The sequence below is a fragment of the Pseudomonas sp. 1176_21 genome, assembly GCF_052850635.1.
The window spans coordinates 490,039-502,305 of the sequence record NZ_VXCV01000001.1 but is presented as its reverse complement, the minus strand read 5'-3'; the positions used below and the strand labels follow the sequence as shown (position 1 = coordinate 502,305).

The following is a 12,267-nucleotide window of genomic DNA, read 5'->3' as shown; positions in this document are numbered from 1 at the left end:
CCCCGGGTTCAAGCCCCTGAGTCTAAGGCAGGGGACCCGGGGGCGCTACGTGATGGTGGCTACTGCTAGACCTTGAACTGGGTCACCAGCAGGTTGAGGTCGACCGCAAGGCCTGCCAGCGCCTGGCTGGCGGCATTGCTCTGGCGTGCACCGGCCGCGGTCTGGATCGACAGGTCACGGATGTTGACCAGGTTGCGGTCCACCTCGCGGGCCACCTGGGCCTGCTCCTCACTGGCGCTGGCGATCACCAGGTTGCGCTCGTTGATGCCGGTGATGGCCTGGGTGATCTCGTCCAGGGCGTGACCGCACAGCTGCGCCACTTCCAGGGTGGCGTGGGCGCGCTGGTTGCTGTTGCGCATTGCCGTGACCGCCGTGCCGGTGCCCTGCTCGATGGTCCCGATCATGGTCTCGATCTCCTGGGTGGACTGCTGGGTGCGGTGCGCCAGCGCCCGAACCTCGTCGGCCACCACGGCGAAACCCCGCCCGGCATCCCCGGCCCGGGCCGCCTCGATGGCGGCGTTGAGGGCCAGCAGGTTGGTCTGTTCGGCAATCGCGCGGATCACTTCCAGCACCTGGCCGATGTTGCGTACATCGCCCGCCAGGTGCTCGACCTGCTCGCAGGTGTGGGTCACGTCGTCGGTGAGCTGGCCGATGGAGTCGACGGTGCGCTGCACCTGCTCGCGGCCGTGGTGGGCGGTCTCGTCGGTCTGGCGCGAAGCCTCGGAGGTGCTCACGGCGTTGCGGGCCACCTCCTCCACGGCCGCCGTCATCTCGTTCACCGCCGTGGCCGCCTGCTCCACTTCGTCGTTCTGCTGCTGCAGCGCGCGATTGGAGTCGTCGGTGGCAGCCTGCAGCTCTTCGGCGGCCGAGGCCAGCTGGCTGGAGGAACTGGCGATTTTCTGCAGCGTGCCGCGCAGGCTGCCCTGCATGTCGCGCAGCGCCAGCAGCAGACGCGCAGGCTCATCCTTGCCGCTGATGCTGATCTCGTCGCACAGGTCGCCACCGGCGATGGTCTGGGCAATGCCCACGGCTTCGCCCAGCGGGCGCACGATGCTGCGCGTGAGCAGCACTGCCAGCGCCACGGTCAAAGCCAGCACCACGGCCAGAATCGCCAGCACCAGGCTGATGGCGCCATGGAATACCTCGGTGCTGCGTTGGGCCGCCTGCTCCCCGCCCTTGTCGTTGAGCGCAATGATTTCGAGCAGGTCGGTGAGCATGCCGTCTGCATTGGTCAGGTACGGGCCGGCGTCCACCAGCGCGATGGCGTCGTCCTTGCGCCCCTGCTGCAGTAATTGGACGACCTTGTGCTGATCGGCAAGGTAGCGCGTCTTGGCCTGCTGGTAGCGGGCGAACGCGGCCTGTTCCTGCGCCAGGGTGATCAGCCCGGCATAGGTCGCCTCCTGGGTGTCCAGCTGCGCTTCGAGCTGGTGCAGACGCGTGATCAGGTCCTGCAGGTCGTCGCCGTCGCGCAGTACCAGCAGGCGCAGGGTCAGGGTGCGGATCTGGGTGCTGGTCAGCGCTACGCCGTTGGCCGCGACAATCGAGGGCAGCCAGTTCTGGTCGACCTGGTTGGACTGTTCGTTCATTCGACGCATTTCCAGCAGCGACAGGCCGCCAAGGGCCATCGCCAGCAGGGCAATCAGCGCGAAGCTGAGGCCGGCACGCAGGGAAATGTTGAGGGAGCGCAGAAGCATGGGGTGTTCCTTGTGGCTGCAAAAGTACAACCCGCGCCGGGACAGGCGGCGCGGTCAGGTTCTGCAGGCAAGGCGGTGAAGCGGGAGGGCAGTGTTCTTTATGAGTGCTTGCTCCACTGCCGGCGGGATCACTCGGCGGCAGTGGTGCCATGATATCACATTGACATTAATTGTAACGTTGTCGGTGGTCAGGACTTGAAGCGGCCCACCAGTGCGTTCAATTCGGCCGACAGCGTGGACAGCCGTCCGGAGTCCTCCTGCGCCGAGCTGGCCAGGCTTTCGACCAGGCGCGCTTCGTCGTAGATCTGCTGGATATGCCGGTTGATCTCTTCGGCCACGCTGTGCTGCTCCTCGGCGGCGGCCGAGATCTGCAGGTTCTGGTCGCGGATCTCGTTGACCGACAGCTGGATGCCCTCGAAGCTGTCGCGCGCGCTTTCGATGGAGGTGACACTGGCCCGGGACAGGTCCTGGCAGCTTTGCATCTTCTGCGATACCTCCTGGGTCTTGCTGGCGAGGGTACCGAGCAACTGGTCGATTTCGCCGGTGGAGTCGGCGGTGCGCTTGGCCAGCGCGCGCACCTCGTCCGCCACCACGGCAAAGCCGCGGCCCTGGTCACCGGCGCGGGCGGCCTCGATGGCGGCATTGAGCGCCAGCAGGTTGGTCTGCTCGGCGATGGCGCGAATGGTGCCCAGGATCTGGTTGATGCTGCGGCTGCCCTCCTCCAGCTCGACCATGGCCTGGGACGACTCGCTCAGGCGGTTGCCCAGGCGGTTGACGTTCTCGGTGGTCAGCTCGATCTGCTGCTTGCCTTCGGCCACCCGGCGATGCCCGCTTTCGGCGGAATCGGCGGCGTTGCTGCACGAGCGGGCCACCTCGTTGGCGGTGGCGACCATTTCGTTGAATGCGGTGGAAACCAGCTCCACCGCTTCACGCTGGCGCCCGGCCGCCTGGTTCATGTTGGTGGCCACCTCGCTGTTGACCTGCGAGGCGTCGTGCAGGTTGGTGGAGGCTGCGCCGATGCGCTGGATCAATTGGCGGATGGCCGCCAGAAACCGGTTGAACCAGCCGGCCAGCTCGGCCGTTTCGTCCTTGCCCTGCACAACCAGGTCGCGGCGCAGGTCGCCCTCGCCCTCGGCGATCGACTGCAGGCCCGTGCTGACCTGGCCGATGGGCTTGACGATCACCCGGGCGAACGCGGCGCCGATCAGCGCGAAGAAGATCGCCAGCACCACCACGATGATCCCGGCCAGGTAGGTCATGCGCGTGGCGGCGCCCATCACTTCGCGCTGCTCGATCAGGCCCACGAAGCGCCAGCCAAGGCCTGGGGAGGTCCATACGTTGGCCATGTAGCGAACCCCGTCGATCTCGACGTCGGCAGCCCCCTGTTCGGTGGCCGCGAGCCTGGCGTAGGGCTCGCCCAGGTCCTTGAGCGGCTTGAAGCTGTGCCCGTCGTCGCGCGGGTCGACCAGCACCACACCGTCCTCGATCAGCATCACGTAGCCGCTTTGACCCAGCTTGATGCTCTTGACCAGTTCGGTGAGGTTCTTCAGCGAGACGCTGACCACGAATACGCCGCGGGGCTTGCCGGCGCCGTCGAGCATGGCCCGGGCGGTGCCCACCAGGGCCACGTCGTCCTTGTCGTAGTAGTAGGCCGGGGTGCGCACGGTCTTGCCGGGGCTGGCCATTGCGGCCTTGTACCAGGGGCGCTGGCGCGGGTCGTAGTTGGCCAGTTGCGGGTCATCCGGCCACTTGGCGTAGGTGCCGTCTTCCAGGCCGATGGACAGGATGGCCGCCGCCGGGTGGGTGGCGCCAAAGCGTGCAAAGGCATCGATCACCCCCTGGGCCGGCGCTGGCAGGGGCTGGCTGGCGGCGTCGGCAGCGCGGTAGTCCTTGAGCGTCTGCACAGCGCTGTATACAGGATCGGCAGACATCTGATCGACGTTCTGCTGCATCCCGTCGAAGAACTGGCGCATGTTGCCGTCGATCTGGCGTATTTCCCGGGTGCTGCCATCGATGAACTGTTCAACCGCCTGGGTGCGGATATTCATCACGCTGACCACCGCGACCACCGTCACCGGGATGAAAGCCACCAGTACAAACGCAAGGACCAGCTTGTTTTTTATATTCATCGCGCGCTTCACCCTCCCCGGGCATGAGGCGCCAGTCACCCGTGCAGCGTGAGTTCTGGCAATTTGCTATCACCGCTGTTTCGGCTGGGGAGGTGAAAATCTTTAATACAGTTTCGTGTACAAAAAAATGCAGGATTGTTTCTAGTTGGTCGGCCGCATGGGGCGCGACGCCGGCATGCCAGGCGTGGCGCCCTGCAGCACCAGGCGGGTGATGGTGGCGGCCGCCAGCGCGTAGTCGTCGCCCTGGGGCGCATGCACGCCCGTGAGCTGGGCCATGCGCCAGCCGAAATTGGTGTAGGTGCGGGTGGCCGACCAGATGAACAGCATCAGGTGTTGCGGGTCGACCGGGGCGATCAGGCCGCGTTTGATCCAGCTGTTCAGGCAGTGCACGTTGAGCTGCGCCTCGGCGCGCAGCAGGTCGCGGCACACCCCGGGCAGTTGCTTGGCCCCGTGCAGCAGCTCGCTGCTGAACACATTGGAGGTGTACGGGTGGTCACGCACGATGCGGATGCGCGCCTGGATGTAGGCCGGCAGCGCCACCTGCGGGTCATCGCTGGCGCGCAGCACGGCGGAGGCCGCGAGCAAGGGCTCCAGAAAGGCCATCAGCACCCGGGTGTAGAGGTTTTCCTTGGTCTGGAAGTAGTAGTACAGGTTGGCCTTGGGCACGCCGGCGCGGGCCGCGATGTCGCGGGTCTGGGCGGCGTTGTAGCCCTTGCTGGCGAATTCCTCGCTGGCGGCCTCGAGAATCAGCTGCTGGTTGCGTTGACGAATGCTGGACATGGCGATGGCACTTCGGGGAAAGACCCTCGCAATATACAAAAATACATAGCGATGAGGCTATGCATGCCAGGTTGCGGGCGCGCCTTCGCCGGCAAGGCCGGCGGCTGGAGTGGGTGGGGCGCCTCAGGCCTCGGCCAGCAGGTAGGTGCGCAGGTCCCTGGAGACCTCTTCGGCCAGCAGCCCGACGATCACCTCGACACCGGCCTGGCGCAACAGGCGAACCCCGGCCCCGGCATTGCGCGGGTCCGGGTCGAGCATGCCGACGAACACCCGCTCCACCCCCTTGTCGATCAACGCCAGGGCACACGACGGGGTGCGCCCCTGGAACGAACAGGGCTCCAGGGTCACATACGCTGTCACACCCCGGCCCCCTTCCGGCAATTTCGCCAACGCCATCGCCTCGGCATGGGGCTGCCCCGGCGGTTGGGTGTGGCCCTGGCTGATCACCTGGTGATCGCGGACCATCACGCAGCCCACAGGCGGGTTGGGCCGGCACGCCGGCAAGGCACGGCGCCCCTCGATCAGGGCCAGTTGCATGAAATCGCTGTTGGAAGGGAGTATCGGCATAAGGTCCTTGCCCAGTGGGTTCCAGAATGAGCGAAGGCGACAGGGTACTCCTGCTGCACGGCGAGGGCACGATTTCTCCCGCATCGTGCGCTCATGCCGGTTGCCCGTTGTCGCTGCCGGCGGGCTTCGCTATAGTCACGCCCTGGCGTTCTCCGCGCCTGCCGTCCGCGCAAAGGGCCACGCCCCGGTACAGAACAGCCTCATTCGTCGATACGACTCCCGGCCTGCAAGCGGACAAGGCCCGACCCAGGAGATCGTATGCTCGCCGCCCTGCCCCCGCACATCTGCCATGACGGCAGAATCAACCTCGAACACCAGCGCAAACGCGCCAAGACCCTGCTCAGGCACCTGCTGGCCGGCACTGCGCCGGCGCACTTCAAGCCCCTGCCCCACACCCGCGCCCCACGCCTGGCCGATGCGCAGTGGCTGATCGCGCAGGAGCTGGGCTTTGCCAGCTGGCCAAGGCTCAAGGCGCATGTCGACGCCATCGACTTTGCCGCACGCAACCCCGGCTTCGAAGCCGACGACGAAGCCCGCAGCGTGCATTGGCGGTGCGGCAACGACATCGCCCATACCCTGCGCCTGGCCGGTTTCAAGGGGGCCTTCCATACCTTCATCGACCCGCTGTGCATGGGCCCGGTACCGGCACTGCCGGCGCAACCGTTGCTCGCCCTGCGCAACGACTACATCAGCCGCGTGTTCGGCATGCCAGAAGCCGACGTGGCGCGGCGCAGTGCCGAGGAGTACGCCGCCCTGGCGCAGCTCGACGGGTGCCCGCACGCCGTGCTGTGGTGCGAGGCGGATGCCTATGACCAGCTGTTCCTGATCCGCGTGCTGGCGGGCATCGAGCAGTTGCCCGAGTGCCTGGAACTGATCGAGATCAGCCAGGTGCCGGGGGTGCAGCGTTTCATCGGCATCGGCCAGCTCGCGCCAGACCTGCTGGCCTGGCTGTGGCCCCAGCGTCGGCGCCTGGACGAGGCAGCGCTGGCGCTGGCCCGGCGTGCCTGGGCGGCGTACTGCGCGCCCTCGCCACTGGCCTGGGCGCAGCTGGCCCATGCGCCAAGCCCGGCACTGCCCTTGCTGGCGCCGGCATTGCTGCGCCAGTTGCAGGAACTGCCGGGGCTGGCCGACGGCCTGTCGCTGACCGAGCGCCTGGCCCTGGGCATCGTCGCCGAGGCCGGCAGCCTGGCGTTCGGCCGGGTGTTCGCAGAGCTCATGGGCAGGCGCGAGCCACTGCCGTACCTGGGCGACCAGATGTTCCATGCGCTGATGCGCCCGCTGATCGATGCGCCCACGCCGTTGCTGATCGAAGCGGACGTTCACCTGCCCTGGCCGCAACGCAGCCTGACCCTCACGGCCCTGGGCCAGCAGGTACTGGCAGGCAACGCCTACTGGCTGGACCACGCGGCCCCCGAACGCTGGGTAGGCGGTGTACGCCTGCAGGCCGGGCTGGCGCACTGGGCACTGGATGCCCATGGCCAGCCGGTGTGGCGCCATCAACCGTCCTGATGCCTGCCGAACGACCGCCGACCTAGCCAAAGGTCGGCACCCCAAAACGTAACAATATGTACAAAGCACGCGGTTGATTGTTTATGCTGGCCTGCTCATGCCATGGCGCATAGCCACATCGACCTGTTAATCGACCATGAAAATCTTTCTCGTTCTACTGTTTGTCTTCTCCATCGCCTACGTGCACCTGCGCGGGCGCGTGCGGCACAAGTTCACCCGCCAGCTGGGCGATCACTCCAGCTTCCTGGCCCCGATCAACGTGTTTCTCTACCTGTTCTCCCGGCTGCCGGCCAAGCCTTACCTGCCGGTGGAGGCCTTCCCCGAGCTCAAGCCGCTGCAGGACAACTGGCAGCAAATTCGTGCCGAAGCCCAGCAACTGCTGCACGTGGGCGAAATCAAGAGTTCCCAGAGCCATGACGACGTCGGCTTCAACTCGTTCTTCAAGAGCGGCTGGAAGCGCTTCTACCTGAAGTGGTACGGCGAAAGCCACCCGTCGGCCATGAAGCTGTGCCCACGCACCACCGAACTGCTGCAGGGCATCGGCACGGTCAAGGCGGCGATGTTCGCCACCCTGCCGCCGGGCTCCAAACTTGTGCGCCATCGTGACCCGTATGCCGGCTCCTACCGCTACCACCTGGGGCTGGACACGCCCAACGACGAGGCCTGCTATATCTGCGTCGACGGCGAGAACTACCACTGGCGCGACGGCGAGGCGGTGATGTTCGACGAAACCTACATCCACTACGCGGCCAACCACACCGAGCACAACCGCATCATCCTGTTCTGTGATGTGGAGCGACCGCTGAAGTACCGCTGGGCGACGGCGTTCAACCGCTGGTTCAGCCGCAAGGTGATGGCCGCCGCTGCGGCGCCGAACGATGCGGGCGACAAGACCGGCGGGATCAACCGGCTGTTCACGCGCATCTACAAGATCCGCGAGCGCGGCAAGGCGCTGAAGAAGCGCAACCGGCTGCGCTACTACCTGGAGAAGTGGGCGGTGGTGGCGCTGTTGCTGCTGGTGTTCATCTATATCTGAGGTGGCCCTTTCGCCGGTAAGGCCGGCTCCTGCAGACGGCGCGTGAGCCTGTAGGGGCCGGCCTTGCGGCAAAACGGCCCCTACCAAAGTACGCCCCCACCCCGACCATCGACCAACGGCGCCCCAGTGCCGAAAAAACTAGCTTCACTGTTCATTTTGTCGCAACACAAAAAGGTGAAGACGATGAGCATGATGGACTGGGATGGCTACCGCAAACAGCTGATGGCCGGTATCGGCGACCTCAAGCAACTCTCGCCCGGCACGGTCGACGGCTACATGACCGCCAGCGGCGCCGGGGCCAAGACCAACCACCTGGACGCAAAGACCCGCGAGCTGATCTCCCTGGCCGTGGCGGTGACCACCCGCTGCGACGGCTGCATTGCCGTGCACTCGGCGCAGGCGGTCAAGCAAGGCGCCACCCGTGAGGAAATCGCCGAGGCCCTGGGCGTGGCCGTGGCGATGAACGCCGGCGCCGCCCTGGTGTACTCGGCGCGCGCACTGGATGCGGTGGGCAAGGCCGGGGAGTAACCCGGCCCGGGGCCTGCGCTCAGGGCTGCACAGGCCGCTCCATCAGCACCACCTCGATCGGGTCGCCGCCCACCCCGTGGGAGAAGAAGTCGCGCCCCTTGGCGACAAACCCGTGACGCTGATAGAAGCCCTCGGCATTGAGCGTGGACTCGACCTTGATCACCTCCACGCCCGGCGCCCGGGCCTTGGCCAGGCCCGCCTCCAGCAGGCGGCTGCCCAGTTGCTGGCCGGCCGCCTGCTGCAGCACGAACAGGCGCGTGACTTCGCCAGGTTCAGCGTCGACAAAACCGACCACCGTCTCACCCTGACATGCCACCACCATCGAGCCCTTGGCAATGGAACGCTCGTAATCCTCATGGGTTCGCTGGCCCATCCAGCCGCGCAACTGCTCATCCGAATAGCGCCCACCCGCCAATTGCGTGATCGACTGGTGCGTCACCGCAAACACCGCTGCCCCATCGCCGGCCCGGGCCGCGCGCAAGGTGATCGACTCCATGGGTTCCCTTCCCCTGTGAATGCATGAGCCGCCACTCTAGCCGGCCTGCACGGTGGCCTCAACCACCCGGGTTGGTGAACTGGATGTACAGGCAGAAGCTACCCAGCAGCAGCCAGAAGCCGATGAACAGCCAGGGCGTGCGCATGGAGAACAGCAGCGACTTGCAAAAGCCCTTGTGGCTCGATTCCAGCTCGTTGAACAGCGGCGATTCGTCGTAGGCCAGGCCCATGGCCGGCTTGCTGTGCAGCAGGTTGCTCTGCTTGAAGTGCCAGTGATCGATGATCAGGTAGGCGGCACGTATGCCCGGCCAGGCGTTGAGCGAGCTGACGATGCCAAGCAGCGCCATCAGGCACGGCACCACCAGGGTGAACAGCTTGCCCCATTCGGGGTTGAGGTTGGCCATCGACGAGGCAAAGGCGATCACCAGGAACGACTGCGCCGTGAGGTAGGCGTTGGTCCGGTTGGACAGCAGGCTGGTTTCGTACTGGATCTCGCGCCGGTAGAAGTCCAGGCGCTCCTTGGGCGAGCCGAACAGCAACGGGTCGTCTTCGTCGCTCGATTGCACGGGCAAGGGTTGGGTGATGATTTTCGACATGTCTGGGTATCCGCAACCAGTGGTCGAATTTGGAGCCCACCCCGGCGCCAGCGTTCAGTTGATTGCGCCGGTCGGGGCGCAATCCCTTAGAATGGCGCCCCACCCGCCCCCTTCGCCCGCCAAGGATTCCCATGCTGCAGATCCGCCCGATGACCGCCGCCGATTTCGACCGCTTCTGGCCCACCTTCCAGGCCGTGATCGCAGCGCGGGAGACCTACGCCTACGACCCGAACCTGAGCCTGGAGCAGGCCCGGCACCTGTGGCTTGAGGTGCCGCTGCACACGCTGGTGGTCGAGGACGAGGGCCAGTTGCTGGGCGCGTACTACCTCAAGGCCAATGCCGCAGGCCCCGGCAGCCATGTGAGCAACTGCGGCTACATGGTCGCCGAGGCCGCCCGCGGGCGCGGCGTGGCGCGGCTGATGTGCGAGCACTCCCAGCGCCTGGCACGCAACGAGGGCTTCCTGGCCATGCAGTTCAACTCGGTGGTGGCCAGCAACGAGGTGGCCGTGGCGCTGTGGCACGCGCTGGGCTTCGAGACCGTCGGGCGCCTGCCCAGGGCCTACCAGCATGCCCGCCTGGGCCTGGTCGACTGCCTGGTGATGTACAAGTGGCTGGGTGAAATGACTGCGCCCGAACAGCCAAGGCTGATCGGGCGCAAGAACATCGAGGCGGTGGTGTCGCGCAAGCGCGGGCGCTAGCCCTTAGAACGCAAGGCCGACCTTGATGCCGAACTCGTCACGCTTGAGCTTGATGTTGTCGGCCACTTCCGAGTCTTCGTCCAGCTTGTACTCGGTGCGGGTGTAGTACAGGCCGGCCATCACCGGCATCGAGCCCTTCTGGTTCATCAGCAGGCTGACTTCGGCATAGGGGTTGGTACGGTCCTTGAGGTCGACGGTGTCGTTGCCCACGTCTTCGACATGCAGCTTGGCCTTGCTGTCCAGCGAACGGCGTGCACCGGCTTCCAGGCGCAGGGTCATGTCGTCGAACTGGTGGTTGTAGCCCAGCGCGGCCTTGGCGAAGGGGGTGCGACCGGTCAGCTTCATGTCGTAGCCGTTGGATTCCAGCTCGTAGCGCGACCAGTTGTAGCCGCCGCCCACGATCAGGTCGACCGAGTTGCGCGCATCGATCGCGGCGCGCCAGCCCAGGTCCACGTCGGCCTGCCCTTCCTTGAGCTTGGTGTCGTTGTGGTCGCCGTACTTGAGGTCGACACCGGCCTGGTAGATGAAGCCGGATTCAGCGGTGAGCTTGTTGCCGAAGTTGAAGAACAGGCCGCCTTCACCCATGCGGTCGGTATCGGACTCGCTGCCGCCTTCGAGCTTGAACTTGTTGTAGGCGCCGAGAACACCAAAGGTTGCAATCGGGTCGGTGGGGGCTGCGGCCAGCGCACTCAGGGGGGCGGCCAGTACCGCCAGGGCCGAGGTCTTGAGCAGCAGGTTGCCGAATCGCTTGGACATCACTTTCAGTCTCCATTTATGTGAAAGGCACTCGGGGTCGAATGCGACCTTTCGAACCCCGGGCGTTTCAAAAAGTTCAGACGAAGGCTCTGGGGTGCGGGTTGTGTCACAGAAACCGTGTCGGGCGTTCACAAAACCCTGTGGGAGCTGGCATTGCCAGCGAAGGCAACGCCGCAGATATACAGCCGATTGAATGTTTGCAGCACCGCGCAGTCCGATTCTTCAAGCCCCAGCCATCAGGAGTACCGCATGACTGCACGCAAACTGTTCACCACCCTTGCCCTGCTCGGCAGTGTCGCGCTGGTCCAGCTCCCGGCCCAGGCCGCCGAGCCCAGCGTGGTCGCGCCCGAGTCCCCGACCCGCGAGCTGAAGGTGCACGACAAGGCCCCCGACCTCTACAAGCGCGACGACATGGCCCTGCGCGGCTGGAAGGAAAAGGGCCTGAGCCAGCCCGACGAAGACAGCCAGTGGGTCAAGATCCAGGACAACTACGTGCTGATCGAAATCACCAACGGCACCATCAAGAAGATCGTGCCCGCCAAGGGCTAGCCCAGCACCGGCAGGCTGTAGCGCTCGGCGAAGTACTGGCGCAGGAACTCGACCGCCACGCGTACTTTCGCCGAGCTGGCCAGGGGCGAGGTGTATACCGCCCAGATGTCCGCCGCCTGGTGATAGTCCTCCAGCACCGGCACCAGCCGGCCATCGGCCAGGCTGTCGTGCACATCCCAGTACGAACGCAGCAGTATCCCCCGCCCGTCCAGGCACCATTGGTGCGCCACCTCGCCGTGGTTGGTCGACAGCCCGCCGGTCACCCGCACGCTCTGCTCGCCCTGCGGCCCCTGTAGTTGCCAGACGCCGAACGGGTGGTCACGCTCCTTGATCACCAAACAGTCATGGCTGCTCAGCTCGGCCAGCTGGCGCGGCGTGCCGCGCCGTTGCAGGTAGCCCGGTGCGGCGCACAGCACGCGCCGGTTGGGGGCCAGCGGCTTGGCGATCAGGTGCGGGGCAATCACGTTGCCCACGCGGATATCCAGGTCTACCCCCTCCTCGATCAGGTCCACCAGGCGGTCGTGCACGTCCAGGCGGATATCCAGCTGCGGGTAGCGCTCGGCCAGCTCCGACAGCGCCGGCGCCACGAAGCGCCGGCCCAGGCCCAGGCTGCTGGCGATACGCAACTGGCCCACCGGCACGCGGTGCTGGGTGCTGATGTCGTCGCCCATGCGCTGCACCGTCTCGAAGATCTGCAAGGCCCACTGGTAGACCCGCTCGCCCTCCTCGCTCAGCGACACCCGCCGCGTGGTGCGGTGCAGCAGGCGCACGCCCATCTGCTGCTCGAGCAGGCGCACACGCTTGCTGATGAACGCGGCCGACATGCCCAGTTGCTCGGCCACCGCGGCAAAGCTGGCGCGCTTGGCCACCTGGACAAAAATGTTGAGGTCTTCGAGGTTGGGCAGACTATTCACGATATGTGCACAAAGA

The 12,267-nt window shown here is 65.9% G+C and carries 13 protein-coding genes and 2 pseudogenes; 5 read left to right on the top strand and 10 right to left on the bottom strand.

Annotated elements, in window-relative coordinates; genetic code table 11:
- Positions 1–65: 65 nt before the first annotated feature.
- From FW760_RS02490 to FW760_RS02465, 6 genes and pseudogenes are all read right to left on the bottom strand, one after another.
- Complete coding sequence (locus FW760_RS02490; protein WP_370409268.1) at positions 66–929, bottom strand: methyl-accepting chemotaxis protein; 864 nt, start codon at positions 927–929, stop codon at positions 66–68.
- Positions 924–1,694, bottom strand: a pseudogene (locus tag FW760_RS02485) (MCP four helix bundle domain-containing protein); the annotation flags it as partial. The gene FW760_RS02490 and the pseudogene FW760_RS02485, both read right to left, overlap by 6 nt.
- A gap of 188 nt (positions 1,695–1,882) precedes the next feature.
- Positions 1,883–2,650: a methyl-accepting chemotaxis protein gene (locus tag FW760_RS02480; protein ID WP_370409269.1), complete on the bottom strand. Its 768-nt coding sequence runs from the start codon at positions 2,648–2,650 to the stop codon at positions 1,883–1,885.
- Between the two features lie 87 nt (positions 2,651–2,737).
- Positions 2,738–3,742 (bottom strand): annotated as a pseudogene (locus FW760_RS02475) (cache domain-containing protein); the annotation flags it as partial.
- A 222-nt stretch (positions 3,743–3,964) separates the two neighbouring features.
- Positions 3,965–4,603: a TetR family transcriptional regulator C-terminal domain-containing protein gene (locus FW760_RS02470; protein WP_446443556.1), complete on the bottom strand. Its 639-nt coding sequence runs from the start codon at positions 4,601–4,603 to the stop codon at positions 3,965–3,967.
- Positions 4,604–4,726: 123 nt separating this feature from the next.
- Entirely contained in the window at positions 4,727–5,170 is a 444-nt protein-coding gene (locus tag FW760_RS02465; RefSeq protein WP_043860246.1) for a bifunctional diaminohydroxyphosphoribosylaminopyrimidine deaminase/5-amino-6-(5-phosphoribosylamino)uracil reductase RibD, read from the bottom strand.
- 258 nt (positions 5,171–5,428) lie between these two features.
- Here FW760_RS02465 and FW760_RS02460 point away from each other — a divergent pair, with 258 nt between their 5' ends.
- From FW760_RS02460 to FW760_RS02450, 3 genes are all read left to right on the top strand, one after another.
- A complete protein-coding gene (locus FW760_RS02460) occupies positions 5,429–6,679 on the top strand; it encodes a DUF1835 domain-containing protein (RefSeq protein WP_446443555.1) in 1,251 nt (416 codons plus the stop codon).
- Positions 6,680–6,815: 136 nt separating this feature from the next.
- Positions 6,816–7,715 carry a lipid A hydroxylase LpxO gene (gene lpxO, locus FW760_RS02455; RefSeq protein WP_446443554.1) on the top strand — a complete coding sequence of 300 codons (900 nt, stop codon included), beginning with the start codon at positions 6,816–6,818 and terminating at the stop codon, positions 7,713–7,715.
- A 183-nt stretch (positions 7,716–7,898) separates the two neighbouring features.
- On the top strand, positions 7,899–8,243 hold the full coding sequence (locus FW760_RS02450) for a carboxymuconolactone decarboxylase family protein (RefSeq protein ID WP_078481264.1): 345 nt from the start codon (positions 7,899–7,901) through the stop codon (positions 8,241–8,243).
- 19 nt (positions 8,244–8,262) lie between these two features.
- Here FW760_RS02450 and FW760_RS02445 read toward each other — a convergent pair whose 3' ends face one another.
- Both FW760_RS02445 and FW760_RS02440 read right to left on the bottom strand, forming a co-directional pair.
- Positions 8,263–8,739: a GNAT family N-acetyltransferase gene (locus FW760_RS02445; RefSeq protein WP_286899658.1), complete on the bottom strand. Its 477-nt coding sequence runs from the start codon at positions 8,737–8,739 to the stop codon at positions 8,263–8,265.
- A 58-nt stretch (positions 8,740–8,797) separates the two neighbouring features.
- Positions 8,798–9,334, bottom strand: coding sequence for a hypothetical protein (locus FW760_RS02440; protein ID WP_043860251.1), 537 nt, complete (start codon positions 9,332–9,334; stop codon positions 8,798–8,800).
- Between the two features lie 131 nt (positions 9,335–9,465).
- On the opposite strand from FW760_RS02440, the gene FW760_RS02435 reads away from it, so the two are divergent.
- Positions 9,466–10,032 (top strand): GNAT family N-acetyltransferase, encoded by a 567-nt coding sequence (locus tag FW760_RS02435; protein ID WP_043863946.1) that lies wholly within the window; start codon positions 9,466–9,468, stop codon positions 10,030–10,032.
- Positions 10,033–10,035: 3 nt separating this feature from the next.
- On the opposite strand, the gene FW760_RS02430 is transcribed toward FW760_RS02435, so the two are convergent.
- A complete protein-coding gene (locus FW760_RS02430) occupies positions 10,036–10,788 on the bottom strand; it encodes an outer membrane beta-barrel protein (protein WP_043863947.1) in 753 nt (250 codons plus the stop codon).
- Positions 10,789–11,037: 249 nt separating this feature from the next.
- On the opposite strand from FW760_RS02430, the gene FW760_RS02425 reads away from it, so the two are divergent.
- Positions 11,038–11,337, top strand: a complete 300-nt coding sequence (locus FW760_RS02425) for an RcnB family protein (RefSeq protein WP_043863948.1) — start codon at positions 11,038–11,040, stop codon at positions 11,335–11,337.
- On the opposite strand, the gene FW760_RS02420 is transcribed toward FW760_RS02425, so the two are convergent.
- Complete coding sequence (locus FW760_RS02420; protein ID WP_196933072.1) at positions 11,334–12,251, bottom strand: LysR substrate-binding domain-containing protein; 918 nt, start codon at positions 12,249–12,251, stop codon at positions 11,334–11,336. The genes FW760_RS02425 and FW760_RS02420 overlap by 4 nt on opposite strands.
- Positions 12,252–12,267: the final 16 nt, after the last annotated feature.